Origin of the sequence: Pseudarthrobacter sp. DSP2-3-2b1 (assembly GCF_049895945.1) — a bacterium.
Lineage (GTDB): Bacteria > Actinomycetota > Actinomycetes > Actinomycetales > Micrococcaceae > Arthrobacter.
On record NZ_JAFCTI010000011.1, the window covers coordinates 126,738 to 152,220 of the forward strand.

Here is a 25,483-nt window from a genome sequence, read left to right on the forward strand (position 1 = left end):
CTGCCTTCACTAGGAACCGCCTCTGTCAGAAGCTGCCTTTGTAAGCCACAGCCACCATCAGGGAGCGCTGCTATCAGCGGGTTCCCGCAGGCACCTTGTCGGCTGCTGCGCTCGCCGCGGTGATGTCCTGGGTCTCGAACGGCATTTCGGCCAGGTCGATCAGCGGATTTTCATCCTGTCCGGCAACCAGTTCGCGTGCTTCTGCCTGGGTGTCCACGCTGGGCATGGAGCCCGGCAGCGGACGCTGGGCAGATTCCTTCAGGAAGTAGATGGCCACGGCTCCGATCGCCGAAGTGCCCATCAGGTAGTACGCGGGCATCATGTCATCGCCCGTTGCCGTAATGAGGGCTGCCACGATGAACGGCGTGGTTCCACCGAAGATCGCCACGGAGAAGTTGTAGGCAATGCCCATCGCACCGTAACGGCTCGAGGTCGGGAACTGGGCCGGCAGGGCCGAGGCCAGGTTGGCTACGTAGAACGTCACCGGGAAGGCGATCAGGGAGAGGCCGGCCAGTGTGGACCAGATCTCACCGATACCGATCAGCATGAATGCCGGGGTGGCCAGGACCACTGTGCTCAGCGCGCCAATCCAGAGGACAGGGCGGCGGCCGATACGGTCCGAGAGCTTACCGGTGAGCGGAATGCAGAGGCTCATGATGACCAGTACGGGGATGGTCAGCAAGGTGCCGTGGACCGGATCGTAACCCTTGGATTCGGTGAGGTACGTCGGCATGTAGGACGTGAGGGCGTAGCCGGCGGTGTTGGCGGCGGCCACCAGGATCATGGCCACGATGATGGAGCGCCAGTAAGCCTTGACGATCCCAACCGGTCCCTTGACTACGGCTTCGTCGCCGGCGGCGGCGTGCTTGGCGAGGTCTTCCTGGGCATCCAGGGTTGCCTGGAACTGGGGGGATTCCTCGATCTTGCTACGGAAGTAGACCGCGATCAGGCCGAGCGGGCCGGCGATGAGGAACGGAATCCTCCAACCCCACTCTTCCATGGCAGCCTGGCCGAGCGTCAGCTGCAGCACGGAGACCAGGGCGGCGCCGAGTGCGAAGCCCATGTAGCTGCCCATGTCCAGGAAGCTGGCGAAGAACCCGCGGCGTTTATCCGGCGCGTACTCGCTGACGAAGGTGGTGGCACCGGCGTATTCGCCGCCGGTGGAGAACCCTTGGACAACCTTAAGGAGGACCAGAAGACCCGCGGCCCAGAGGCCGATCTGGGCGTAGCCGGGCAACAGGCCGATGGCGAAAGTGCTGGCGGCCATGATCATCAGGGTGGTGGCCAGGATCTTCTGGCGGCCCATCTTGTCGCCAAGCCAGCCGAAGATCACGCCGCCCAGCGGACGGGCAATGAAGGTGGCAGCAAAGGTACCCAAGAGGAAAAGGGTTTGCGTGGACGGATCGGATTCCGGCAGGAAAACGGGTCCCATGGTGGTGATGAGGTAGCCGAACACGCCGACGTCGTACCACTCCATGGTGTTACCCACGATGGTTCCGCCGAGCGCCTTTTTCAGCATCGGCTGGTTGACCACGTTGACGTCGGATTCTTTGAGCCGACGGCGGCCGAGGAGCTTGGGTTTGCGCGCACTGCTGGGTGCTGCGCTGGTGTTTAATGCATTGCTGGGTGTTGCAGTCCTGGGTACTGCGTCGTTGGTTCCGCGGGCGTTGTTCTCGCCTGCTGAAGAGTCGGTCGTGCTTCGGTCTGTGGGCATTTGGGCGACTCCTATGGAGGTCATTTGCTTGCGACTTGTAGCTGCCCCGCTCTGGGCAGGCTTTCAATTTTACGCGAATTCTCTGGCAACTCAGAGCTGGATGGCGTAGGGTGCCCTGTTTCACCACCCGTTCGGGCATGTTTTGGAGATCTTTTTTTCGGCGATCCTGCCGCTCCATCACTGGCATCCGGCGGTTTGGCGGGCTCGGCAGCCAATCTTTTTCGGGAATTGCGCTCTTTGGCGGCACTTGGCACCCGCTGGAGCCGCCGAAAGTGACGGCTACCACTGCTGTGGGCGGGACCGGGGGCGCTGCTGCAGGGCGGTCCTGGAGCCGGCGCCGGAAGGGGTTCACAAGCTGCTCCCACACTGCCTATTGTTGTGCCATGGGAACACTGATTTTTGAGTAGGCGGACGCCCGCGGCCTGGTTTCGCAGGTCCTCGTCCCGGCCGAGCTCGTCAGATACGCTGATCCACCTCAGAAAGGTTCCAAAGAATGACCAAGAATACTGCTTCAAGCAACCCCGAATCCAGTGCGGAAAGCGCCAACGAGGCCACTGATCATCCCGCGCCCAAGGGCATCCGCTCGGGCCTGACGGAGGCCCAGCAGGCGATGCTCGCCAGTAAGTCCAGGGGCGGGGACGCCGGCCTGCAGAGCGTGGGCAAGAGCCACAAGCCCACGCATGCCAGTGGCAAACAGGGGCCGGCGGAAAAGAAGGTCCGCTGGTAATTCGCCGGTAATCCAGCGGCGCGCAGTAGTTGGCCCCCCAATTCAGGGAGCACTTCATTTTCATCGTGGAAAGGAAGAAAAATGGCTGAAAAAAAGACTCAGGCAATGATCGAACCGGAGGTTGCGGGCCACCTCACGGCGGCCATGGACCAGCCGGCAGTTCCCGGCCCGGCAACCATCGCCGTGGGCATGGCGATGGCGGGTGAACAGCACTGGCCGGACGGTAACGGGAAGAAGCGTCACCCGAAAGAGAACGACGCGATGCACGGCCGTGCCGGTCACGAGGCAGCCGTGAACGCTGTTCACCGGACAGGCCGGCCGCAGATGCCGCACTCCTCCTGACAGGGCTCACGCGCCTGATGAGTTGACATACATACGGCCTGGTGGCACTCGGATGCGGGCGCCACCAGGGCTTTTCCATGTCCGCGATTTCCATGTCCGGGACGGGTTTTCGTGTCTAAGCCTCCGGAACCACTTCGTCCGGCTCCTTATCCACCCGCCAGCCGCGCCACACCGGGTGGCGGAGCCTCCCGCTGCCCGTCCATTCGCCGAACGTCACTTCCCCCACCAGTTGCGGCGTGACCCAATGGGCGTCGGACGCGTCCTCGCGCGGGACGTCGTCGAACGGTGAGGTCTTACGTGCCAGATCGTCCATTTTCTGCCGCAGCTCGGTCAGCTCCCGGGAACTGAAACCGCTGCCCACCCGGCCCACGTACCGCAGGTTCTTACCTTCCGGGATGCCAACCAGCAGTGATCCAACTGAGCTTTCCCGCCCGCCGCGGCCGGGGCGCCAGCCGCCTACCACCACTTCCTGCGTTCTTGAGAGTTTGATCTTGATCCATGTCCTGGTCCGTTGGCCGCTGACGTAGCGGCTGTCCGGACGTTTAGCCATCACCCCCTCCAGGCCCAGTTCCTCTGCGCTTTCCAAGATGTGGTCCAGCCGTTCGTCCAGCACGGGCGATAGCTCCACCGGAAGATCAGACGGCGAAAAGAACTCCTCCAACTGTTGCCGCCGCGTCTGGAAATGCTTTCGACGGAGGTCCTCGCCTCCCACGGAGAGCAGGTCGAACAGCATGAGCCGGACCGGGATGGCATGGCGGGCCTTCTCGACGTCGGCCGTTTTGGTCAGTTTCATGCGCCCTTGGAGCACCCCGAAATCGGGCCGCCCGGAAGGCCCGACGGCGATGATCTCACCATCGGCAACGAACGGCCCGGCCGGCCAGCCTGCCCGGTCCGTCAGCTCGGGATAGGTTGCCGTGACGTCGTTGCCGTTGCGGCTCAGGATGCGGACTTTCGTCTCATCGGCCACGATCACCCCGCGGACACCGTCCCATTTCAGCTCGAACAGCCATTCGCTGCCCTGCAGGTCCGCGGGGGTTCCGGCGGTCGCCATCATGGGCCGGAAGTCGTCCAGGGGTGCAGCGGAAGTCTCGGCGGCTGTCTCCGCGTCTGCGTCAGCCTCACCGTTGGTGTCAGCATCAGCGTCGTCGCGGGCCGGCGCGTGCCGGTGCCTGCCGCCGTGGTGGTCCTTGTCCATCAGGTGGATGAGCCATTGCCCCTCCTCGCCCCGTCCGCGGCCGGTGTGGATCAGGGCGAACTTCCTGGTTCCGCCCAGGCCGCCGCCTTCAGACCCGGTGAGGGTGGCGATGACTTCCTTGCCGTTGATCCACTTCTCAAGCTCGTACGTCCCGTGGTCCCAGATGGTGACCTCGCCGGCGCCGTACTGTCCTTTCGGAATGGTCCCCTCGAACGTGGCGTAGTCCATGGGATGGTCCTCGGTCTGGACCGCAAGGTGGTTCTTGTCGCTGGATTCGGGAACGCCCTTAGGCAGCGCCCAGGACACCAGGACCCCTTCGTGCTCCAGCCGGAAATCGAAGTGCAGCCGGCTGGCATGGTGTTCCTGGATCACGAAGGTATCGCCCGTGCCGCCGGCACCGGCGAACGGCTCGGGCGTGAGGTCCGGGTCGCGCATGGAACGGTACCGCTCGAGGCGCGGATGCGCGCCGCCGTCGTCCGCGTTCTTATCAGCCTTGCCACCGGCCCCACCAGCATCGCCCTGCGGGCTCCCGGGGTGCCCCCCACCGTGTTCGACGGCGGTGAACGGGTCCTTGCCCGCCTCAACCCGGCGCAACACGGCCTTGTAGTCCAGGTGTTGGAGGTTGGGGGAGCTGAGCTCCCGCCAGGTCCGCGGGGCGGCGACCGTGGGGGTGGGCCGGCCGCGAAGCGAATACGGCACGATGGTGGTCTTGGCCGCGCTGTTCTGGCTCCAGTCCACCAAAACCTTTCCCGCCCGCAACGTTTTCTTCATGTCGCTGACCGCGAGATCCGGGTGGTCCGCTTCCAAAGCCCGAGCCAGCTCGTGGGCGAAGTCAGAGATCTGGTCCGACGTCTGGGATCCGTCCAGGCCGGCGTAGAGATGGATGCCCTTGCTGCCGCTGGTCACCGGGACGGGATCCAGGCCAACGTCCTGCAGGATGGCCCGGGCCAGGAACGCCACCTCCACGCACTCGTCAAGCCCTGCGCCCACGCCGGGGTCGAGGTCCAGGACCAGGCGGTCCGGGTTCAGCTGCTTTCCGTGGGAGTCCACCTGCCACTGGGGCACGTGGATCTCCAGCGAGTTGATCTGGCCGAACCACGTGAGGGTGGCTGGATCGTTGACCATCGGATAGTAGATGGTGCGGTCCTTGTGCGTGATGGCGGCGCGGGGGAGCCAGCCCGGCGCCGAATCTTCAAGGTTCTTCTGGAAGAACACCTCGCCGGGGTGCTCGGCCGTGCCCACACCGTTGACCCAGCGCTTCCTGGTGGCCGGCCGGTTGGCTGCGGCAGGGATCAGGACATGGGCCACCGCGGCGTAGTAGGCCAGGACGTCGGCCTTGGTGGTGCCAGTCTCCGGGTAGATGATTTTGTCCAGGTTGGTGAGGGTCAGCTGCCGTCCCGCCACCCGGACACGTTCCTTAGGAGGGGCCAAAGGTCTTCACCTCCGGCCCTGCGTGCGGTTCACTTGAGGAATGAGAGCCATCTGGAAAGGTGCCATCGCGTTTGGCCTGGTCAACGTGCCCGTGAAGGTCTACAGCGCTACCGAGGATCATGACATAAGTCTGCACCAGGTCCACAATGCCGACGGCGGCCGGATCAGGTACCAGCGCCGCTGCGAGGTGTGCAGCAAGATCATCGATTATTCGGACATTGAGAAGGCGTTTGAGGACGGCGGCCGGACGGTTGTCCTGTCCAAGGACGAGCTCAAGTCCATTCCGGCGGAAAACAGCCACGAGATCGAGGTGGTCCAGTTTGTCCCCTCGGAGCAGCTCGAACCCATGATGTTCGAAAAGAGCTATTACCTGGAGCCGGACTCGAAATCGCCCAAGGCGTACGTCCTGCTGCGCCGTGCGCTCGAGGACACGGACCGGGTGGCGATCGTCCAGTTCGCCCTGCGCGAGAAGACCCGGCTGGGGGCGCTGCGCATCAAGGATGACGTGCTGGTGCTGCAATCGCTGCTGTGGCCAGACGAGGTCCGGGAGGCCAAGTTCCCGTCCCTCGACGAGTCCGTGCGGATCTCCGCCCAGGAACGCGAAATGTCCGCGGCTCTGGTGGAATCCATGGCCGCCGATTTTGATCCGGACCACTTCACTGACGAGTATCAGGTCCAGCTGCGCACGCTCATTGAGGCCAAGCTGGAAAAGGGCGATTCCCTGGACACCGAAGAGACCTTCGGTGCGGAAGCCGGCGAAGGCGGCAAGGGTGAAGTCATTGACCTGATGGAAGCCCTCAAGCGCAGCCTGGACCGGAAGCGTGGAGGTGGGGCTGCAGGCGGCTCCTCTGCGGAGGCCGCCTCGGGGGAGGATGAGGACGAGGACGAAGAGGCCGAGGAGTCCGGCAGCGGAACGAGGAAGGCTCCGGCAAAGTCCAGCAGTGCAAAGTCCGGCGCTGCGAAGTCCACCACAGCGAAGTCCGGCGCTGCGAAGTCCACAACCACGAAGTCCACCGGTACCGGATCCACCACCCGCAAGCCCGCCGCCAAGACTGCAGGCAAAGCAGACCCCGCTGCCAAGCCTGCGGCGAAGACCACCACCACGCGCACGCGGAAGGGCGCCTAACGCCGACGGACCGGCTGCTGGCCTGGTATTTCCGGGGCCGGCTGTACCCGGAAACGCACAAGCTGTGCCGGTGATGGCCGCCGCCTAAGAGTTTCGGAGCGCGGAGATGAGTTCGCTTTTCTTTTTGGCGGAGTAGCCGGTGAGCCCGATTTCTTTGGCTTTGGATTTCAGCTGCGGGACGGTCCAGTCTTCGTAGCTGCCGGACTTACCACCTTTGCGGCCCACCGAGGAGCGGCTTTTTTGGGCAGCAGCGTTCGAGATGCTCGCGGCCTTCTGCTTGGATGCGCCGTCTTCCCGCAGTTCCTCGTACAGTTCCGGATCCTTCAGGCTCGGGTTCTTCTTGCCGGGCATGACGTCCTCCTTCAGCCGGGTGGAATGGTGGTGCCTGGGCTTCCACGCTAATTCCGGGCCTGTGGAAAAACAAGGAAACACTAACGTTGCTTGCTTTCGGTGCCGGGCCGGCACCGCAGGACGCTTTACAGCCCGCCGGCGTGCGGCCACAATGGGTCGCATCGCAGCCTCCACTGTGCCAACAGCGTGCTGTCACTCAAAACCTGTCAAAGAAGAGGGGTCCCGAGATGAATGGCGAAGCGAAAGTAGACGAGGCAGACCTGGCGCTGAAGCAGAAGCACCGCGCCATGTGGGCCTCCGGAGATTACCCGGCCCTGGCCGCCGAACTGGTCAACGATCTGGGGGCCATCCTGGTTGATGCCTGCGGAATCAAGCCCAAGCAGCGCGTGCTGGACGTGGCTGCGGGCGCCGGCAATGCAGCCATTCCCGCTGCCATGATGGGCGGCAAGGTTGTAGCCAGTGACCTCACGCCGGAACTGTTCGAGGCCGGCAGGCGGCTGGCAGCCGATCGCGGTGTTGAGCTGGAATGGAAGGAAGCCGACGCCGAGGCCCTGCCGTTTGAAGACAACGAATTTGATGTGGTCACATCCTGCCTGGGGGTGATGTTTGCTCCCCACCATCAGGCCGGAGCAGACGAGATGGTGCGGGTGTGCAAGCCCGGCGGCACGATCGGCCTGCTCAGCTGGACACCTGAAGGGTTCATCGGGAAGATGTTTGCCGCCATGAAGCCGTTCGCACCTCCACCACCGTCTGGGGCGCAACCGCCGCCGCTCTGGGGCAGCGAGGACCACGTGCGGGAACTTTTCGGCGACAGGATCACGGACATCAAGGCCGAAAAACGCACTCTCGCCGTCCACAGCTTCCATCAGCCGCAGGACTTCCTGCGGTACTTCAAGTCCCATTACGGTCCCACCATCTCGGTCTACAAATTCATCGGTGAGGACGCGGACAAGGTCAAGGAACTGGACAGTGCCCTCATCGAGTTGGCTGATTCCTTTGGCGAGGCCCACGGTGACGCGGTGTGGCAGATGCAGTGGGAATACCTGCTCCTGACTGCCCGGAAAGCCCGTTGATGCCAGGGGCCTTTGTGGCCGAATCCGCGATCACCATCGATGCCCCGCCGGACCGCGTCTGGGAGGTCATCACGGATCCGGACGCGGTGAAGGAGTTTATGTTCGGCGCGGATCTTCAGACTGACTGGACGGTGGGCGGGCCCATTGTGTGGCGCGGCGAATGGGAAGGCAAACCCTACGAGGACAAGGGACAGATCCTTGAGGTGGAGCCCGGACGGAAGCTGGTCCACACCCACTTCAGCCCGCTCGGCGGCGAGGAAGACAAGCCCGAGAACTACCACACGCTGACGTGGCTCCTTGAGGGCCAGGACGGTCAGACGCGGCTCACGCTCTCGCAAGACAATAACGCCAGCGCGGCTGCGGCGGAGCACTCCCAGGGGATGTGGGACATGCTCGTCGCGGACGTCAGAAGGATCTCGGAACGGGGCTAGCAGCGCAGCTCCCCAAGCGATGGGGCCCTTAAAAGCCAACAGCCGCCGTCGCGCCCTCCCATTTAGGGAAAGCGCGACGGCGGCCATCGGTGTGAGTGCCTTACTCGGCGTCGTGGTCCGTTTCGAGGATCCGGACCAGGCTGTCCAGGGCGTCGTCGGCTCCGGTGCCTTCGGCGCGAAGCACCACAACATCGCCGTGGGAAGCGCCCAGGCTCATCAGGGACAGGATGCTGGCGGCATCCATTGCTTCGTCCACCGGCTCCCCTTCGCGGGCGATGGTGATCTCGAGGTCGTACTCACCGGCGGCCTCGGCGAAGATGGCGGCGGGGCGGGCGTGCAGGCCTACGCGGCTGGCGACTGTTGCGGTGCGTTCTGACATTCTTGCTCCTTTGTCTTTCGGCTGCCTGTTGGTTCAGGGCCGTGGATCAGTAAATCGGTGAGGCGGGGTCAGACCGTTGCTGGAACGGCTTCCACCGTAGCAGCGCTCTTGGGGGCTGCCCAGCGCTTGAGTGCCACCACGGCCAGTGCGCTGACGATGGTTCCGGCGATGATCGAGATCACGAACCACTGCAGTTGACCGATGGCGAAGAATACGAAGATGCCACCGTGCGGTGCCTGCGACGTGACGTTGAAGGCCATGGTCATGGCGCCGGTGAGGGCGCCGCCCACCATGCTGGCAGGGATGACACGCAGCGGGTCTGCGGCGGCGAACGGGATGGCGCCCTCTGAGATGAAGGAAGCGCCCAGCAGCCAGGCTGCCTTGCCGTTTTCACGCTCAGCAAGGCTGAAAAGCTTCTTGTCCAGGACGGTGGCCAGTGCCATCGCCAGCGGCGGAACCATGCCTGCAGCCATTACGGTGGCCATGATCGCCCACGGAGCCTGGTTGTCGGCACTGCCGGCACTCAGACCGGCAACCGCGAAGGCGTAGGCAACCTTGTTGACCGGGCCGCCGAGGTCGAAGCACATCATGAGGCCGAGGATGATTCCCAGGACCACGGCCGAGGCGCCGGTCATACCCGAGAGCCAGGAGTTCAGGGCAGTGGTGAGTCCGGCAATGGGTCCACCGAGGACCAGGAACATCAGGCCTGAGGCAAAGATCGAAGCGAGCAGGGGGATGATCACCACGGGCATCAGGCCGCGCAGCCAGCGCGGCACCTGCCAGGTGCCGACCAGATGAGCCATGTAGCCGGCGAGCAGGCCGCCTACGATGCCGCCGAGGAAGCCCGCACCCATGAAGCCGGATACCGCACCGGCAACAAAACCTGGTGCGATACCTGGCCGGTCAGCGATGGCGTACGCAATGTAGCCGGCAAGGGCAGGCACCAGGAAGCCCATGGACAGGGCGCCGATTTTGAAAAGTACAGCACCGAGATAGGTGGCAAGGCCACCTTCGGGCAGGTTGCCGAAGTTGTTCTCGAGCACCACCTTGTCAGCGACTTCGGTGATGTCATAGCCGCCCAGCAGGAATCCGAGGGCGATCAGCAGGCCGCCACCGGCCACAAACGGGATCATGTAGCTGACACCCGTGAGCAGTGCCCGCTTCAGCTTCTGGCCGATGTGCTCACCCTTTTCGGCTGCAGCCTGCTCGGCCTGTTCCTCAGCACCGAAGTGCGGGACTCGGCGCGCGTTCGGGTCCTTGGCTGCAGCGAGTGCTTCCTGGACCATTTTGGCGGGCTCGTCGATGCCACGCTTGACGGGTGCGTTGATGACGGGCTTGCCGGCGAAGCGCTCTTTGCCGCGGACGTCGACGTCCACCGCGAAGATCACGGCATCGGCGGCTGCGATGACTGCGGGATCCAGCGGCTTGGCCCCTGAAGAGCCTTGCGTTTCGACCTGCAGGTCCACGCCCATTTCCTGCGCGGCGGCAACCAGGGAATCGGCGGCCATGTAGGTGTGGGCGATGCCGGTGGGGCAGGCGGTCACGGCCACGAGGCGCCGCGGTGCCTCGGCGGTGGAGGCTGCACCCGTGGTGGCGCCTGTCGAGGCTGCAGCTGCAGCTCCCGCGCCGGCAGCGCCGGCCGCACCGCCAACTGCGTCAGCGGGCGCGGCAGCGGCGTGGGCTGCGGGCTTATCCGCAAGGGCGCCGTCCACCAGTGCCACGATCTCCTCCCGGGAGGCAGCATTGCGCAGGGCCGCGGTGAAATCCTTTTTGATCAGGGACCGGGCCAGCTTGGACAGGAGCTTGAGGTGCTCCTGGTCTGCGCCGTCAGGTGCAGCGATGAAGAAGATGAGGTCCGCCGGGCCGTCCTTGGCGCCGAAGTCCACCTTGGGGTTAAGGCGGGCCATGGCCAGCGTGGGTTCGATGACCGCAGCCGAACGGCAGTGGGGGATGGCGATGCCGCCGGGGATGCCGGTGGCCGTCTTCTGCTCCCGGGCGAAGGCGTCGGCAAATAGGCCCTCAACTTCCGAGGCGCGTCCGGTGGCAGCAACTTTGCTGGCCAGGTGCCGGATCACGTCCTGGGGCGAGCTGCCCAGGTTCTGGTCGAGCTCGACCAGTTCTGTGGTGATGAGCTGAGTCACTGTCAATCCTTTCGAAGGGCCGTGATGGTTACGGCATCCGGGGTGGTTTGGTGGACTGCCGGGACAGTGGAACCCGGCAGGGAAGCGGCGGCGGCACCGTGTGCCACAGCCTGACGGAGGCAATCGGCCGGGGCGGCGCCCTGGCCGTGGGCGAGCAGATAGCCAGCCAGCGACGAATCGCCCGCGCCGACCGTACTGACCGCGGCGACCGGCGGATGCGTGGCCAGCCACGCGCCGTCGGCCGTTACAAGGACAGCTCCCTTGGATCCGAGAGTTGCCAGCACAGCACCCACCCCGGAACGCACGACGGCGGCGGCGGCCGCTGCGGCAGCCGCGGGGTCCGCTTCGAGTTCCTCAGCGGTTGACGCCGTGGCAAAGCCGGCTGCTGCAGCCAGTTCCGCCAGTTCCTCGGCGTTGGGTTTGAGGAGGTCCGGCTTTCCGGACACCCCGTCCTGTGAGGTCCCTGAGACGGCGCCGGCCAGCGGGCCGCCGGAGGAATCGACGGCGATCAGCGGTGCTGCCTGCTGTGCGCCGGCTCCAGCGGACGCAGCACGCAGCCGCCGGGTGACCGTGGCATAGAAATCGGCGGGGAAGCCGGGAGGCAGGGAGCCTGCCAGAATCACCCAGCCGGCGCCGCGGGACTGCTCCAGGAGCAGCCCGATCAGTGCTTCCTGCTGGTCTTCGCTCAGCAGCGGACCGGGTTCGTTGATCTTGGTGGTGACACCACCCGGTTCGGTCAGGGCAACATTGGTACGCAGCGGCTCGTCAATGGCGAGGGCTGCGAAGGGAACCCCGTCGTGGCGGAGCCCGGCAAGGACAGGATCGCTGTCCGCGCCGGGAAGGACCGCAACCGTCTCAACGCCCGAGGCGCACAGTGCCCGGGACACGTTGACGCCCTTGCCCCCGGACTCCTGGCTGACCGAAACGGCGCGCTGGACTTCGCCGCGTTCCAGCGGGCCGGGCAGGGCCACGGTGCGGTCCAGGCTGGGATTGGCCGTGAACGTGACGATCATACGATCACCACGTCAACGCCGGCCTCGGTGAGGGCTGCTGTGAGTTCTGCGCTGGGCTCGCTGTCTGTTATCAAGGTGTCCAGATCTTTCAGTGAGGCGAACTGGACCAGGGTTTCCGCGTCCAGCTTGGAGGAATCGGCAAGCACCACAATGCGGCGGGCCGAATGGACGAAGGCAGCCTTGACGGCGGCTTCTTCAGGATCGGGCGTGCTGAGGCCAAAATCGGCGTGGATGCCGTTGGTGCCGATGAACGCGATGTCCGGCCGCATCCGGTTAGCAGCCTCCACGGTTGCCTGGCCCACCGCCGCCTGGGTCAGGCCGCGCACCCGGCCGCCCAGGAGCTGAAGGGCAATTCCAGGTGTGCTCGCCAGCTTCGCGGCGATGGGGACCGCGTGGGTGATGACGACTAGTTCGGGCGCCGTAGAAGCGGAGGTTGCGACGACGGCGCGCCGGGACAGCAGGTCAGCCAATGCTTCTGTGGTGGAGCCGGCGTCGAGGAGGATGCTCCCGGACTTCGCCGGCGGGATCAGGGCCAGGGCAGCGTCCGCGATCCGCATCTTCTGCCCCGGGCGCTGGACCGTCCGGTCGTTGATGCTTTCCTCGATGGTGCTGAAGCGGTCCGCTGCAACGGCCCCGCCGTGGACCCGGCGTACCGTGCCGGCGGTTTCAAGGGTGGCGAGATCACGGCGGACCGTTTCGGTGGTGATGCTGAAGCGCTCCGCGAGCAGGTTCACGCTGACGCGGCCGCTGCCGGCAACAAGCTCGGCGATCTTCTGCTGGCGCTCTTCGGCGAACACGTACCCTCCGTTGCGTAAAGTGCTGAATCCAGTGGCTGAATCCCCGTGACAGTGGAGTCCGGTGATCAACATCACATGATGTTGGATTACCTGACTTTATCTGTGTTTGTGTTGGTTTGTCAATGGAAACCCACATGAAACAAAGGAGGGTGGAGGTGGCGCGCGGCGGCCGGGCCGGCCCACGAAAAAGCCGGGCCGGACCGTGGTGGTCTGGCCCGGCTTATCGGGATCCATGATGAGGCGCTTTACGTCCGGCCTTCAGGTCCGGCTGTTCCGGCAGTTACAGCTTGCCGTCACGGCTTTCGTTGCGGGTGATCCGCTCGCCGGTGTTGGGATCAACCACGGAACGCGTTTCGCTGACGCGGCGGCTGCGGCCAGGCGATGCCAGGACCAGCGATGCGATCAGTCCGATCACGCCAACAGCCATGAGGATGTAGCCGATCATCACCTGGTCGATGAACGGGATGAGCCCTGGAGCGACTGCCCAGGCCAGGATGGCTCCGAGGGCGATGAGGAAGATGGAAGAACCGATTCTCATGACTTGCTCCTTGTAGTTCGAGTATGTGGTGGTCCGCATGCCGGTGGTGCCGAAGGTAATAAGCATGCTGTCTTATGCTCAAGGTACAGCCCGGCAGTGCCCGATTCAATCATTGGCCAGGCGGCGCGGCGTGGGCGTCGTGCCTGTTCAATGGCCCGCACTGGCTAGGCTGATCTGATGGAAACAGTTGTGTGGTCCAAGCCGGAGGCTGAACGGGCGGGAACCCCGCTGTTGGTCATGATGCACGGCTACGGCACCGACGAATCCCGGATGGTGCGGCTGTTCGAGTACCTGCCCTCCGAGTTCACTTGTGCTGCGCTGCGGGCGCCCATGGTGATCGGAGACCACTACGGCTGGTTCCTGCTGGACTACTTCCTGGCCAACGACTTTGCGGATGTCATCACCGCCACCAATGCCGTCCAGACGTGGATCAACGTGGCCAGGGGCCAGCACAGCAGCGTGAGCCTCCTCGGCTACTCGCAGGGAATGGCCATGGCCAGCACACTCCTGCGCCTTCACCCCAACGATTACAAGGCCACGGTAGGGCTGTCCGGCTTCGTGCTGGAGAACGAACTCTTGTCCCTCAGCGAAACTTTCACCACTCCGCCGCCATTCTTTTGGGGCCGCGACAAGGCTGACCTGGTCATCAACGAGGACGCCACCGCCTACACGGAGGAGTGGCTGCACGAGCACACCCTGCTGACGGCCAGGACCTACCCCGGGATGGGCCATGCCATGAGCAAGCGGGAGATGGTGGACGTCAGCTCGTTCCTCCGGCATTACGTGTTGGGCCGGCCCGAACCGGTGTGAACGTGCTGAACCGGTCTGGGCCGGCCTGAACCGCCCCGGGGCGAGGATCGGGAAAAACAGTTGCGCGCGAAATTTGCAAGCGCTTACACTTCTTGAGGCCGATTTCGGCGGGCGCTGAAGCCCAACAGCCGCGGCAAATCACCAGGCAGCTTGTCAGGGCGCGCCAGTGCGCTCATGATGGGAGAAGACGTTTTTCAGCAGCCCCTTGGCCCGCCCCGGCGTCTCAGCCCGCGCCCGGCCCCCGCGCTCGCAGATTCAAATGCAGCTTTACCGGACATCGTGGTCCGTACTTCCCGGCTTCACGCCAGTTGAAGACCCCTTTAGAGCAGGTCCCTGACCACGCTCTTTCTCCGTGACCACGTTACTGGGACATGCCCCTTGAGGCTGCCCGCAGTCTGAAAGGACACCCCGCATGACTGAACTTTTGAAGCCGCTCGACACCGGCTGGGCCACAGCCTCGGCTATCCTCTTCGACCTGGACGGGGTGCTGACGCCAACAGCCACCGTCCACGAACGGGCGTGGCAGGAGCTGTTCGACGGTTTCCTGGCATCCCGCCCCGACGTGCCCGCGTACAGGGAAGATGACTACTTCGACCACATCGACGGCAAGCCCAGGTTCGACGGCGTCCGGGACTTCCTGGCCTCCCGCGGCATCGTTCTCCCTGAAGGGCCCACCGATGAGGACCCCACGAAGGTGACCGTGCAGGGACTGGGCAACCGCAAAAATGAAGTCTTCAACGAAATTGTCAGCGCCGGCGTCGAGCCCTTCGAGGGCTCGGTGCTTTTCCTCGAAGCCGCACTGGACCGCGGACTGATGGTCGCCGTCGTCTCCTCTTCCCGCAACGCACCTGCCGTCCTGAAAGCCGCCGGCCTGAACGGGCACTTCACTGTTGTGGTGGACGGCGTTGTGGCCGCGGCGGAGGGCCTGCCCGGCAAGCCAAACCCGGACACATACGAGTACGCCGCCGAACTGCTGGGCCTGCCCAGCGAGGAATGCGTGGTGGTTGAGGACGCTGTCTCCGGTGTCCGGGCCGGCCACGCCGGGCGGTTCCACTCGGTGATCGGCGTGGACCGTGGCGCCGGCCGGCAGACCCTGCTCGACGCCGGAGCCACCCACGTGGTGAACGATCTCAAGGAACTTCTCTAGCACCATCCACCCGCGGCGCCCTCCCCACGCCGCGCGCCTTCACCTGCTCACCCCTGCCCACCACCCGGCTGCCTGCTGGCCAGCCGCACACCACACGCCTGAGGACCCCAACACCATGGCACTAATCACCGCGGACCGCGACCGGTTCCCCAACACCCCCTGGCAGCTCGTGGAAACACGGCACGAGCCCGGCACTGAGGGCGTCCTGGAGACACTGTTTGCCCTGGGCAACGGGCATCTGGGTATCCGCGGCGCCCACTGGGCGGCCGGGGACGCCGACCTTCCGGGCAGCTTCATCAACGGGCTGCACGAGATCTGGGACATCAAACACGCGGAAAACGCGTTCGGTTTCGCCAGGACCGGCCAGCGCATCATCTACATCCCGGACGCCAACAACTTCACGGTCATCATCGACGGCGAGAGCCTGTCCCTTGCCGAATCAAACGTGCTGGAATACCGCCGCTCCGTCGACTTCTCCACCGGCACCTACGAATGCCGCATCACCTGGCAGTGCCGGTCCGGTGCCACCGTGACCACCACCGAGCGCCGGGCCGTAGGGTTCGCCTCGCGCGGCAGCCTGGGCATCTCACTTGAGGTGGCAGCGGACCGGGATGTTTCCGCCGATGTCACGTCGTCCATCATCAACCGCCAGGACCAGCCTGTGGAGGACCACTCCACGCACGATCCGCGCCGGGCCGGCCGCCACGCGGGCAGGGTCCTGCTGCCCCTGCGCATCGAGGGTTCTGACGGGTCGCTCCGGCTCGCCTGGGAAGCCGCCGAATCGAGGCAGCGCGTAGGACTTGCCGCGGACCACTGGACCTCCGCGGGCCATCAGCCGTTCGAAACCCTGGCGGGCCAGGATGAAAGCAGCGTCCGCTATGTCCTGGCCGTTGGCGCAGGCGAGCCCTTCCGGCTCGAAAAAAGTGTTAGCTACGCCGCCGGCCGCGGCGTCCAGGACTCCAACCAGGACCCGGCCGAAGCTGCTGAAGCCGGCCTGCGGAGCGTGGCGGACATCTTCGCCGAGAGCGAGGAGCACTACAGCCAGTACTGGGCCACCTCGGACATCCAGGTAGGAGGCCAGCCCGAACTCCAGCAGGCCATCCGCTGGAACCTGTTCCAGCTGGCGCAGGCCACGGCAAGGGCCGACGTCGCAGGCATTCCCGCCAAGGGCGTCAGCGGTTCCGGCTACGAAGGCCACTACTTCTGGGACCAGGAGGTGTACCTCCTGCCCTACCTCACGTACACCAACCCCGACGGCGCCCGCCGGGTCCTGGAGTTCCGGCATGACATGCTCCCGGCTGCCAAAATACGCGCCAAAGAGCTCAGCGTGGATGGCGCACTGTTCCCGTGGCGCACCATCAACGGCCTGGAAGCCAGCGCCTACTATGCTGCCGGCACGGCCCAGTTCCACATTGCCGCTGCCATCGCCTTCGCCACCAACCGCTACATCTGGGCCACTGGCGACGAAACCTTCCGCGAGGGCATGGGCGCCGAGCTGCTGATCGAAACAGCCCGCATGTGGAGCTCGCTTGGCTTCTTCGGCAAGGACGGCCAGTTCCACATCCACGGCGTCACGGGCCCGGATGAATACACCGCCGTGGTCAACGACAACCTGTACACCAACGTGATGGCCCGGTTTAATCTCCGTGCCGCGGCCGAGCTGGACCATGCCGAAATTGACGAGGCCGAACGGGAATTCTGGATGCAGGCAGCGAACCGCATGCAGCTGCCCTTCGACGAAGACCTGGAAGTTTATTCGCAGGACAACGATTTCATGACCCTGGAGGCGTGGGACTGGACCACTCCCCGTTCCAAGTACCCGCTGCTGCTGCACTTCCACCCGCTGGTGATCTACCGCCACCAGGTGCTCAAGCAGGCCGATACGGTGCTGGCCATGTTCCTGCAGTGGCAGGACTTCACGCCTGTCGAAAAGCGCCGCGCCTTCGACTTCTACGATCCCATCACCACCGGGGACTCCACCCTCTCCGCCTGCGTCCAGGGAATCATGGCGGCCGAGGTGGGGCACCACGACGCGGCCCTGAAACACTTCACGGATGCTGCGTTCATCGATCTGGATGACACTCACGGAAACACCATCGACGGCGTGCACATTGCCTCAACCGGCGGGGTCTGGAGCTCCCTGGTCTCCGGTTTCGCCGGCCTCCGGGACCAGGGGCCGGTACCGTTCTTTGACCCGCGGCTGCCCGTGGAATGGGACGGACTCTCGTTCCACCTGAAGATCCTGGGCCGGCTGCTGCTGGTGGAGCTCGACGCCGGTGCCCTCACCCTCAGCGTCCGCAGCGGTGGGCTGCTGGACGTGGATGTCCGCGGGCAAGTCTTCAGCATCGGGGCGGAACCTGTGCGCATAGTTTTGGAACCCGTTGAGTTCCAGGAACGTACGGTCTTCCCCAGCGGACCGCCGACGGCGAGCCTGCCGATCGTGCGCGCCCTGGGTTAGGACCTTTCCGGGTGGTGCTTTCAGGAGATTGGCGCAGCGGCGTCAGTCTCCTGCCGTCGTCGTGCGTTCATCTGACGCTGTGCGTTCATCTCACGCTGTTTTTTCAGCGCCGGCCGGGGTGTCCAGCGGGTGGGACAGTTCGTCCTGGGGCATCCGGGCAACGATCATGGCGATGACCGCCAGGATGGGGCAGACCCCGCCGGCCACGAGGAAGATTACCCAGATGGGGAGAACTTCGGCGGCAGGCCCGGCCAATGCCATAGAGACCGGCATGAGCGCCAGGGAAACGAAGAAGTCCAGGCTGGAGACGCGGCCCAGCAGGTGGCTGGGTACGCGCCGCTGGAGCAGGGTGCCCCAAATGACCATGCCCACACCGCCGGTGGCGCCGAAGATGAACATCGAAGCGGCCACGGGCCAGAAGCTGTCCAGGATTCCGATCGCGGCCAGCGGCAGGCTGCCTGCTCCCCAGCACACCATCATCACCGTGAGGTAGCGGCGCGGCAGTTTCAGGGAAGCAGTCAGCAGCGAGCCGGCCGCCCCGCCCACGCCCATGACGGCCAGCAGGAAGCCGAACATGCTGGAGTCCCCACCCAGCTGGTCGCGGACCACAAACGGCATCAGCACTTCGATGGGCCCGATCAGGAACAGTACCGAAACACAGGCCCACAGCAACGTCCACAGCAGCCAGGGCGTGCGGACGGTGTAGCGGATGCCCTCCCGAAGATCGGCAAAGAAGGAAGTTTTGCCGGCGTCCGTTGTGCCGGTGCCTTGCTCGACGTGGCTGCCGCTGTGGGCTGTGCTTACGTGCGCACCGTTGTTCGGCGCGCTGCTGCCGGACGCGCCGTTAACCGGCGCGGCCAGGGCATGCCGGCCCAGAAAGGTCAGGGTGACGAACGCCAGCAGATGGCAGGCAGCGACGCCCGTGACAGCGTGCGCGGGAGAGAGTGCGGCCACCAGGATGCCGGCCACGGCGGGTCCCGCCGCCTGCTGCAGCATGGGGCGCATGGTCCCCTCCATGCCGTTGGCAGCAAGCAGGTCCTCGGGCGGCAGGATGCGGGGCAGGATTGCCGAATACGCCGGGAAGAAGAATGCCGCCCCCACGCCCAGCACAAAACTGCCCACGGCCAGATGCCACAGTTGAAGCCAGCCGGTCATGGCCAGCACGCTGATGGTGGCGATCACGGCCAGGTTGGCGCCTTCGACGCCGATAATCAGGAGCCGCTGCGGTACCCGGTCTGCGGCGATCCCGCCCGCCAGGACGAAGGCCACCAGCCCGACGCTTCCCGCCGTTGCCACCAGGGACAGCTCCAGCGGGCCGCCGCCGAGGTGGATCACCTGGTAGACCATCGCCACAGCCCACATGCCCGATCCGAAGATGGAAATGGCGAGGGCGGCGATGAGGACCCTGTACTCCCGGTGCGCGAAGGGCCGCAGGGCCTGGAGTGTGGGCATAAGCCAAGTCTAGGCTTAGCCCCCTTACTGTTAAGGCAGGGCCGCAGCCAAAGCTGCCGGCGGATGGAAGCAGCACAGAAGCAGAGGTGACCATGTCCAAGCGCAGCAATCCCGCAGTTCGAATCGCTCAGGAGACCGCCCACAACGCGGTGTTCGATGCGGAAGGCAAGCCAAAACCCGGAGTCCACAATGTGCTGCTCCGGGCAGTGGAGATCCAGCGGCCGTTCGTGCTCGCGTACGTGCGCCGGCTGCAGCGCAAGCATCCCCAAGCCAGCGCAGCGAAACTCGCGGAGATCCTGGAACGCGACTACCTGCGTGCCGTGACCGGAGGCGGCGCGATAGTCGGGGCAACTGCCGTTGTGCCCGGCGTCGGTACCGTGGCCTCCCTTGGGTTGTCCGCCGCGGCAACAGTCGGGTTCCTCGAAGCTACGGCGCTGTACGCCACCTCGCTCGCAGAGCTGCACGGGATCCGGCTGACCAACCCGGAAAAGGCCAGCACCATGGTGATGGCCATCATGCTGGGGGAGGAGGGCACTGCCCTGCTGGGAACGGTGAGCGGCCAGGCGATGGGCAAGGGCGTCAATGCCACCCAGACATGGGGGAATGTTCTCTCCAAGTCCATGCCCACCGGGTTCGGCGCGGTCCGGAACAGGATCCAGAAGGCCTTCCTGAAGAACCTGCTCAAACGCCAGGGCACCGCGCTGTTCGGCCGGGCGCTTCCGTTCGGCATAGGGGCGGTTGTTGGTGGTGCGGGAAACCTCATCATGGGCCGCGCCGTGGTGGCCAACGCCAAGGAGGCCTTCGGTCCGATGCCGGACACCGTTCCGGGGGAGCTCAAGGCCACGGCGGCACCGGAGAAACTCACACTGGAAGGCAACAATCTTGGATCTTAATGCTGATCTCGGCGAATCGTTCGGCTCATGGAACATGGGCGACGACGCCGGGATGTTCCAGCTGGTGACCAGCGCCAACGTCGCCTGCGGCCTGCACGCCGGCGATCCCATTACCATGCTCGACAGCTGCCGCGCCGCCTTCGAGCTGGACGTGACGGTGGGGGCCCATGTGGGTTACCGGGACCTGGCCGGGTTCGGCCGCCGGTCCATGGACATGTCTTTCGACGAACTTTTTGGTGACGTCCTGTACCAGCTCGGTGCACTCGACGGTGTTGCTCACGCGGTCGGCGCCTCGGTTGACTACGTGAAGCCGCACGGCGCGCTGTACAACCGGCTCTTCCATGACGCCGAGCAGGCCTCCGCCGTGGTTGCCGCCATCCAGGCCTACGATCCCGGACTTCCCATCCTGGGCCTGCCCGGCTCTGAGCTCCTGGTGCAGGCGAAGGAAGCAGGCCACCCTGTGTTCGTTGAAGCCTTCGTGGACCGCGCCTACCAGCCGGACGGGACGCTCGTGCCCCGCTCGCAGGAGGGCGCGGTGCTGCACGACGTCGACTCGATCGTTGAGCGGGCAGTGCGCCTCGCTGTCAAGGGGGAAGTGGTGGCCGTGGACGGAACCGTGGTCCAGGTCAGGCCCGATTCCCTGTGCATCCATGGCGATACACCCGGAGCCGTGGAGATGGCCACCCGCGTGCGGGCAGGCCTCGAAGCGGCGGGTGTGGCACTGGAATCGTTCGCCCACTGACCGCAGGTTTTTACAGCAACGCGGGTCTTCAAAAGGGGCGGGGCTAGCCGAAGACCAGGTGCGCTGCGCTGAAGATGACCAGCCCTGCCAGGGACCCCACCACGGTGCCGTTGATCCGGATGAACTGCAGGTCCTTGCCCACCTGGAGTTCGATCTTCTGCGAGGTTTCTTCGGCATCCCAGCGGGCCACGGTATCGGTGATGACGCCCGCGATGTCCTTGCGGTAGGTCCGCACCAGGTAGCCCGCGGCGTCCCCGATCCAGGCGTTGACCTTGCCTGCCAGTTCGTCGTCGTTCACCAGCCGGGTACCGAAGTCCCGTACGGCCGCCTTGAACTTCACGGTGAGCTCGCTGTCCGGATCGTCCACGGCGCTGAGGAGGGCGCTCTTCACGGTGCCCCACGTGCGGGAAGCGAGTTCACGGACCTCGGGATCACCCAGGACCTGGGCCTTGATGTCCTCCGCGCGGGCAATCATCTTCGGGTCATGCTGGAGGTCCTGGGCGAGATCGTTCAAGTACTTGTCGATCGACTGCCGGACCTGATGGTTCGGATCGGACTGCACCGCGCGGGTGAACTTGAGGATCTCCACGTAGACCTTGTCTCCCACCAGCCCGTCCACGAACTGCGGGACCCAGGTGGGGGAGCGGTCCGTGACCAACCGGCTGACCGTCTCGTGGTTGTCGTCGACCCAGTCCGCGGCCCGGTCCACCAGCAGGTCCACCAGCTGGTGGTGGTGCCCGTCGTGAAAAATCCGCTCGGCCAGCCTGCCCACCGGAGGTCCCCACGGCGGAGCCAGCAGATGCTTGCGCACCATGCCCTCAATGACTGCCTGGACGTCGTCGTCGTTCAACACCTTGAAGGCACCGCGGATGACGGCGGCACCCTCCTTGGCGACGCGTTCGGCGCCGCCGGGAGCGGCGAGCCATTCGCCGGCCTTGCGGGCGATGTTCACGCTGGCCAGCTTGTCCTGGACCACCTGCTCGGACAGGAAATTGGTCTCCACAAATTCGCCCAGCGACGCGCCGATCTGGTCCTTGCGGCGCGGGATAATGGCCGTGTGCGGGATCTTGATGCCCATGGGGTATTTGAACAGCGCGGTCACGGCAAACCAGTCAGCGAGCGCGCCCACCATGCCGCCCTCAGCGGCCGCCCGGACGTATTGCAGCCACGGATACTCCTTCTGGAAGGCGTACGCAAAGACAAAAATGATGGCCATGACAATGAGCAGTCCCAGCGCCAGAAGCTTCATTTTCCGCAGCGCAGCCGCCTTTTCGGCGTCGCCTGCACTGAGTTGATGGCCCACGACGGCGGCGACCCCTTGGGCGGGGCGGGTGGCACCTGCGGCCGGGGCTGGGTCTTGCCGGGTAGTTGGCTCAGAGTTCACCTGCATGAGCCCAGCCTAGCCCCGCGAGCCTGCGCCGGGTCCGCTAACGTGTCCTCATGACATTGGACAAGGCTGGGCCACACAGGCCACTGGTATTCGCCCACCGGGGCGCCAGCGCGGCGTTTGCCGAACATACCCGGGCCGCTTACCTCCAGGCCATCGCCGACGGCGCGGACGGGGTTGAGTGCGATATCCACCTCACCCGGGACCAGCACCCGGTGCTGCTGCACGACGCCAACCTGGACCGGACCTCGGACGGAACCGGCCCTGTGGCGGACCGGACGTTGGCTGAGTTGCGGATGCTGGATTTCTCGTCATGGAAGGGTGTCCGGATCCCGGAGAAGTACGGTGCCCGCTCCGAGCAGTTCCTGACGTTGCCGGATCTCCTGAACATCCTGCGCGCGGCCGGCCGTCCGATCGGACTGGCCATCGAACTCAAGCATCCCAGTCCCTACCAGCTCAAGCTTGAGGACCGCGTGCTGCAGGTTCTGCGGAGCCAGGGCTGGGACGCCAACACGTCAAAAGTGGAGAACATCCAGGTGACGTTCATGAGCTTCAGCCCGGACTCCGTGAAGCATCTCCTCCGGACGGTCCCGTCCCAGTTCATCTGTCAGCTCGTGGACGACATCGACGTCGACGAGATCCGCGATGAGCTGGGGCTGGGGCCGTTCACGGGCACCGCCGTCGCAAATGTCATGAAAGCCGCGCAGCTGGAAGGCGAGCGGATCCTCGACGACTGCGAGGTGCTCCTCGCCGGACCCGGCATCATCTACGTCCGCGAACACGCCAGGACTGTTCGGCGTTGGCTGGAATCCGGCCGCCGCTTCCGGGTGTGGACCGTGGACACCGAACGGGACGTGGCCCTGTGCCAGGAGGTGGGGATTCAGGAAATCACCACCAATGAACCGGGGCGGGTGCTGGCACAGCTCCTCTCGACCGGGCAACAGGTCCAGCTGCCTTCCTGAGCCGTTCCTGTGATTGAGTGGACCCATGCCTTTTCGCTGGTCCGCGCCGAAACTCCTCGCTTCTCCCGCGGTCCGGGTAGGTCTCTCAATCAGCATCGCAACCGGGCTCTACGGCATCTCGTTCGGCGCGCTGTCCGTCACCTCGGGACTTGATTTCTGGCAGACCATGGCGCTGAGCCTCCTGCTGTTCAGCGGAGGTTCCCAGTTCGCTTTCATCGGTGTGGTGGCGGGCGGCGGCTCCGGCGTGGCCGCGATGAGCGCGGCAACACTGCTGGGCATGCGCAACGGGATCTATGGGATGCAGTTGAACGCCCTCCTGCATCCCACCGGGTGGCGGCGGTTTGTTGCCGCGCAACTCACCATTGACGAGTCCACGGCGACCAGCAGCGGCCAGACCGACCCGGCTGAGCAGCAGCGGGGTTTCTGGACGGCGGGGATTGGCATCTACGTGCTCTGGAACCTGTTTACGGCGGTGGGGGCCCTCGCGGGAAGCGGGCTGGGCGACCCCAAACAGTGGGGACTGGACGGTGCAGCGGTGGCGGCATTCCTGGCGTTGCTGTGGCCGCGGCTGAAGGGGCGCGAGCCTGCGGCCATTGCCGTGGTCTGCGCTCTGGCTACCGTCGTGGCGGTGCCGTTCGTGCCCGCCGGTGTGCCCATCCTTATTGCCGCCGTGGTGGCAGCGCTGATCGGCTGGTTCAGCCATGGGCGCAGTGACGAAGGCCTGGAACCGGACGTGGATCCCTACGAGGAGCATCACCACGGTCACAGACGTGGTCACGGGGATGCCCGGCAGGCGGGTCTATGAACCTGTGGATCTGGCTGCTGTTGGCCTGCGCCCTCGCCTATGCATGGAAGCTGGTGGGCTACTTCGTCCCGGCCAAATTGCTGAAGGACCCGCGGATGTCGCGCGTGGCCGGGACCATGACCATCGGACTGCTGGCCTCGTTAACCATCGTCAATACCGTTGCGTCCGGTCAGACCCTGGCGGCTGACGCACGGCTGGGCGCCCTCGTTGCCGCCGCGGTTGCCCTGGCGCTCCGGGCGCCTTTCCTGCTGGTGGTTCTGGTGGGGGCCGGGACTGCGGCCCTGCTGCGGCTGATTGGGTGGAACTAGCCGCAGCCTCTGGTGGCGCAGGTTAGTGCGGTTGTAGGCTGGGTTCTGGCTATGCAGTTGGCCGTGGAACTCTGGCGTCAGGGATCACCATGGAAAAAAGACTGCACGCAGTAAGTGCCAGATCCGGCAACGGCCGGAAGGATGGGCGGGCCGGGCTTCCGATCAAGCGGTTCTTCACACGGTTCCGGTCGCTGGCCGAATTGCCGGCCGAGGATCTGGACCTGCTCTCGGAACGTATCAGGCTTGCCTTGGATGTTAATCAGGGATCGGAAATGACTGCCTTGCACGAGGCGGTCCGGGCCGAACTCCACCACCGGGAATCGGCGCGCTGAGCAGACGCGCCGAAGTAATACTGGCTGAATACTGAAACTCGCCGGACACAAATTCGACGGGAGCGATTGTGCGCCCGAGAGGAGCCAAAAGGCGATGAACGAACCACAGACCGATGAAACCCAGGCGGAAGATTTAGCGGCCGGGCCACAGGCTACGGAAACACCGGCCACCGCTCCGGATGCCGAGAACACCGCCCCGAAGCAGCAGGGGGCGGAGGCCAAAGCGCGGCAGAAGTACGATGCGAGCACGTCCGAAGCGACCAGGGAGATGCGCGATACCTCGAGGCGCCGCCGTGATGCTGAAGTAAAGCTGCAGCAGCACCTGCGCGAGGCCAAGGACCACGTGCCCCATCAGCACGAGCCCGAGCCAGAGCACGAGCCCCAGCCCGAGGCGGAGCCCCAGCCAGAGCAACAGCCAGAGCAACAGCCCCAGGAATCCGGGCGCGAAGAAGCCGACGGGACCAGCTGAACAGACGCTCGGCCTGCTGAAAGTCTCGGCTTGCTGAAAATTCAGTAATGGGAAGTCAGGCTATTTTCGGGACCGATTACTTGGCTCAGGCAGTCTGTTCGGCTTCCGGCGACCCGGTGCGGCGGGCGCTTTCCTCGACGGCCAGCTCGTACCAGGACTGCGCACCGAAGGCCGGGGCGGGAGTGTCGAGGTTCTGGTAGAGCGCGTCCAGCAGATTAGCGAGTTCTTCAGCCGCCAGCAAGGGAAGGACTTCTTCCGGGCCCCGGGGATCGCTGATGATCAGGGAAAGCTGGGAGTCGTTCATCGCGGAATGAAGTGGGTCGAAATAAGTGCGCAGGACGTTTTCATGAATACTCCTCTGGTGATTCAGAGGCTGGCTGCGTAACCCCACTTGAGTCTAATCCAACGAAGTGATGCCTACAATCACCGCGGCGTGACGCCCGCCGTTGTGAGCTGAACC

The 25,483-nt window shown here is 65.0% G+C and carries 26 protein-coding genes; 15 read left to right on the forward strand and 11 right to left on the reverse strand.

The window, feature by feature from the left end:
* Positions 1-73: 73 nt before the first annotated feature.
* Positions 74-1,714, reverse strand: a complete 1,641-nt coding sequence (locus tag ACP7AX_RS14455) for an MFS transporter (RefSeq protein ID WP_426227248.1) — start codon at positions 1,712-1,714, stop codon at positions 74-76.
* 493 nt (positions 1,715-2,207) lie between these two features.
* Between ACP7AX_RS14455 and ACP7AX_RS14460 the strand changes: the two genes are divergently transcribed.
* Together ACP7AX_RS14460 and ACP7AX_RS14465 are read left to right on the forward strand one after the other, a co-directional pair.
* Entirely contained in the window at positions 2,208-2,441 is a 234-nt protein-coding gene (locus tag ACP7AX_RS14460) for a hypothetical protein (RefSeq protein ID WP_426227250.1), read from the forward strand.
* 81 nt (positions 2,442-2,522) lie between these two features.
* Positions 2,523-2,783 carry a hypothetical protein gene (locus tag ACP7AX_RS14465; RefSeq protein WP_426227252.1) on the forward strand — a complete coding sequence of 87 codons (261 nt, stop codon included), beginning with the start codon at positions 2,523-2,525 and terminating at the stop codon, positions 2,781-2,783.
* Between the two features lie 115 nt (positions 2,784-2,898).
* Here the strand turns inward: ACP7AX_RS14465 and ACP7AX_RS14470 are convergent, their stop codons facing one another.
* Entirely contained in the window at positions 2,899-5,409 is a 2,511-nt protein-coding gene (locus tag ACP7AX_RS14470) for an ATP-dependent DNA ligase (protein ID WP_426227254.1), read from the reverse strand.
* Between the two features lie 40 nt (positions 5,410-5,449).
* Between ACP7AX_RS14470 and ACP7AX_RS14475 the strand changes: the two genes are divergently transcribed.
* Complete coding sequence (locus ACP7AX_RS14475; protein WP_426227256.1) at positions 5,450-6,535, forward strand: Ku protein; 1,086 nt, start codon at positions 5,450-5,452, stop codon at positions 6,533-6,535.
* A gap of 84 nt (positions 6,536-6,619) precedes the next feature.
* Here ACP7AX_RS14475 and ACP7AX_RS14480 read toward each other — a convergent pair whose 3' ends face one another.
* A complete protein-coding gene (locus tag ACP7AX_RS14480) occupies positions 6,620-6,886 on the reverse strand; it encodes a DUF7218 family protein (RefSeq protein ID WP_426227258.1) in 267 nt (88 codons plus the stop codon).
* A gap of 227 nt (positions 6,887-7,113) precedes the next feature.
* Between ACP7AX_RS14480 and ACP7AX_RS14485 the strand changes: the two genes are divergently transcribed.
* Both ACP7AX_RS14485 and ACP7AX_RS14490 read left to right on the forward strand, forming a co-directional pair.
* Positions 7,114-7,959, forward strand: coding sequence for a class I SAM-dependent methyltransferase (locus ACP7AX_RS14485; protein WP_426227260.1), 846 nt, complete (start codon positions 7,114-7,116; stop codon positions 7,957-7,959).
* 14 nt (positions 7,960-7,973) lie between these two features.
* On the forward strand, positions 7,974-8,390 hold the full coding sequence (locus ACP7AX_RS14490) for an SRPBCC domain-containing protein (protein ID WP_426227262.1): 417 nt from the start codon (positions 7,974-7,976) through the stop codon (positions 8,388-8,390).
* Positions 8,391-8,490: 100 nt separating this feature from the next.
* Here ACP7AX_RS14490 and ACP7AX_RS14495 read toward each other — a convergent pair whose 3' ends face one another.
* The 5 genes from ACP7AX_RS14495 to ACP7AX_RS14515 all read right to left on the reverse strand — a co-directional run bounded on the left by ACP7AX_RS14495 (position 8,491) and on the right by ACP7AX_RS14515 (position 13,258).
* A complete protein-coding gene (locus ACP7AX_RS14495; protein WP_131684717.1) occupies positions 8,491-8,769 on the reverse strand; it encodes an HPr family phosphocarrier protein in 279 nt (92 codons plus the stop codon).
* 68 nt (positions 8,770-8,837) lie between these two features.
* A complete protein-coding gene (locus ACP7AX_RS14500) occupies positions 8,838-10,910 on the reverse strand; it encodes a PTS fructose transporter subunit IIABC (protein WP_426227265.1) in 2,073 nt (690 codons plus the stop codon).
* Between the two features lie 2 nt (positions 10,911-10,912).
* Positions 10,913-11,923 (reverse strand): 1-phosphofructokinase family hexose kinase, encoded by a 1,011-nt coding sequence (locus ACP7AX_RS14505; RefSeq protein ID WP_426227267.1) that lies wholly within the window; start codon positions 11,921-11,923, stop codon positions 10,913-10,915.
* Positions 11,920-12,720: a DeoR/GlpR family DNA-binding transcription regulator gene (locus ACP7AX_RS14510; RefSeq protein WP_426227269.1), complete on the reverse strand. Its 801-nt coding sequence runs from the start codon at positions 12,718-12,720 to the stop codon at positions 11,920-11,922. Before ACP7AX_RS14510 ends, ACP7AX_RS14505 begins: the two co-directional genes overlap by 4 nt.
* 280 nt (positions 12,721-13,000) lie before the next feature.
* Entirely contained in the window at positions 13,001-13,258 is a 258-nt protein-coding gene (locus ACP7AX_RS14515) for a DUF6458 family protein (protein ID WP_131684713.1), read from the reverse strand.
* A gap of 177 nt (positions 13,259-13,435) precedes the next feature.
* On the opposite strand from ACP7AX_RS14515, the gene ACP7AX_RS14520 reads away from it, so the two are divergent.
* From ACP7AX_RS14520 to ACP7AX_RS14530, 3 genes are all read left to right on the forward strand, one after another.
* Complete coding sequence (locus ACP7AX_RS14520; protein WP_426227272.1) at positions 13,436-14,068, forward strand: alpha/beta hydrolase; 633 nt, start codon at positions 13,436-13,438, stop codon at positions 14,066-14,068.
* 412 nt (positions 14,069-14,480) lie between these two features.
* Positions 14,481-15,215, forward strand: coding sequence for an HAD-IA family hydrolase (locus tag ACP7AX_RS14525; RefSeq protein ID WP_131684711.1), 735 nt, complete (start codon positions 14,481-14,483; stop codon positions 15,213-15,215).
* A 115-nt stretch (positions 15,216-15,330) separates the two neighbouring features.
* Complete coding sequence (locus ACP7AX_RS14530) at positions 15,331-17,673, forward strand: glycoside hydrolase family 65 protein (protein WP_426227275.1); 2,343 nt, start codon at positions 15,331-15,333, stop codon at positions 17,671-17,673.
* Between the two features lie 90 nt (positions 17,674-17,763).
* Here the strand turns inward: ACP7AX_RS14530 and ACP7AX_RS14535 are convergent, their stop codons facing one another.
* Entirely contained in the window at positions 17,764-19,125 is a 1,362-nt protein-coding gene (locus ACP7AX_RS14535; protein ID WP_426227277.1) for an MFS transporter, read from the reverse strand.
* Between the two features lie 92 nt (positions 19,126-19,217).
* Between ACP7AX_RS14535 and ACP7AX_RS14540 the strand changes: the two genes are divergently transcribed.
* Together ACP7AX_RS14540 and ACP7AX_RS14545 are read left to right on the forward strand one after the other, a co-directional pair.
* Entirely contained in the window at positions 19,218-20,018 is an 801-nt protein-coding gene (locus ACP7AX_RS14540) for a hypothetical protein (protein ID WP_426227279.1), read from the forward strand.
* Complete coding sequence (locus tag ACP7AX_RS14545) at positions 20,008-20,760, forward strand: LamB/YcsF family protein (protein WP_426227281.1); 753 nt, start codon at positions 20,008-20,010, stop codon at positions 20,758-20,760. Before ACP7AX_RS14540 ends, ACP7AX_RS14545 begins: the two co-directional genes overlap by 11 nt.
* 43 nt (positions 20,761-20,803) lie before the next feature.
* Here the strand turns inward: ACP7AX_RS14545 and ACP7AX_RS14550 are convergent, their stop codons facing one another.
* On the reverse strand, positions 20,804-22,150 hold the full coding sequence (locus ACP7AX_RS14550; RefSeq protein WP_426227283.1) for a DUF445 domain-containing protein: 1,347 nt from the start codon (positions 22,148-22,150) through the stop codon (positions 20,804-20,806).
* Between the two features lie 50 nt (positions 22,151-22,200).
* Here ACP7AX_RS14550 and ACP7AX_RS14555 point away from each other — a divergent pair, with 50 nt between their 5' ends.
* From ACP7AX_RS14555 to ACP7AX_RS14575, 5 genes are all read left to right on the forward strand, one after another.
* A complete protein-coding gene (locus tag ACP7AX_RS14555; protein WP_426227285.1) occupies positions 22,201-23,109 on the forward strand; it encodes a glycerophosphodiester phosphodiesterase in 909 nt (302 codons plus the stop codon).
* A 25-nt stretch (positions 23,110-23,134) separates the two neighbouring features.
* Entirely contained in the window at positions 23,135-23,914 is a 780-nt protein-coding gene (locus ACP7AX_RS14560; protein ID WP_426227287.1) for an AzlC family ABC transporter permease, read from the forward strand.
* Positions 23,911-24,222 (forward strand): AzlD domain-containing protein, encoded by a 312-nt coding sequence (locus ACP7AX_RS14565; RefSeq protein ID WP_426227289.1) that lies wholly within the window; start codon positions 23,911-23,913, stop codon positions 24,220-24,222. The genes ACP7AX_RS14560 and ACP7AX_RS14565 overlap by 4 nt, the downstream gene beginning before the upstream one ends.
* Positions 24,223-24,311: 89 nt before the next feature.
* Positions 24,312-24,554, forward strand: a complete 243-nt coding sequence (locus ACP7AX_RS14570; RefSeq protein WP_426227291.1) for a hypothetical protein — start codon at positions 24,312-24,314, stop codon at positions 24,552-24,554.
* Between the two features lie 94 nt (positions 24,555-24,648).
* Positions 24,649-25,023 (forward strand): hypothetical protein, encoded by a 375-nt coding sequence (locus ACP7AX_RS14575; RefSeq protein ID WP_426227293.1) that lies wholly within the window; start codon positions 24,649-24,651, stop codon positions 25,021-25,023.
* Between the two features lie 85 nt (positions 25,024-25,108).
* On the opposite strand, the gene ACP7AX_RS14580 is transcribed toward ACP7AX_RS14575, so the two are convergent.
* Positions 25,109-25,327: a hypothetical protein gene (locus ACP7AX_RS14580; protein WP_426227295.1), complete on the reverse strand. Its 219-nt coding sequence runs from the start codon at positions 25,325-25,327 to the stop codon at positions 25,109-25,111.
* Positions 25,328-25,483 lie beyond the last annotated feature (156 nt).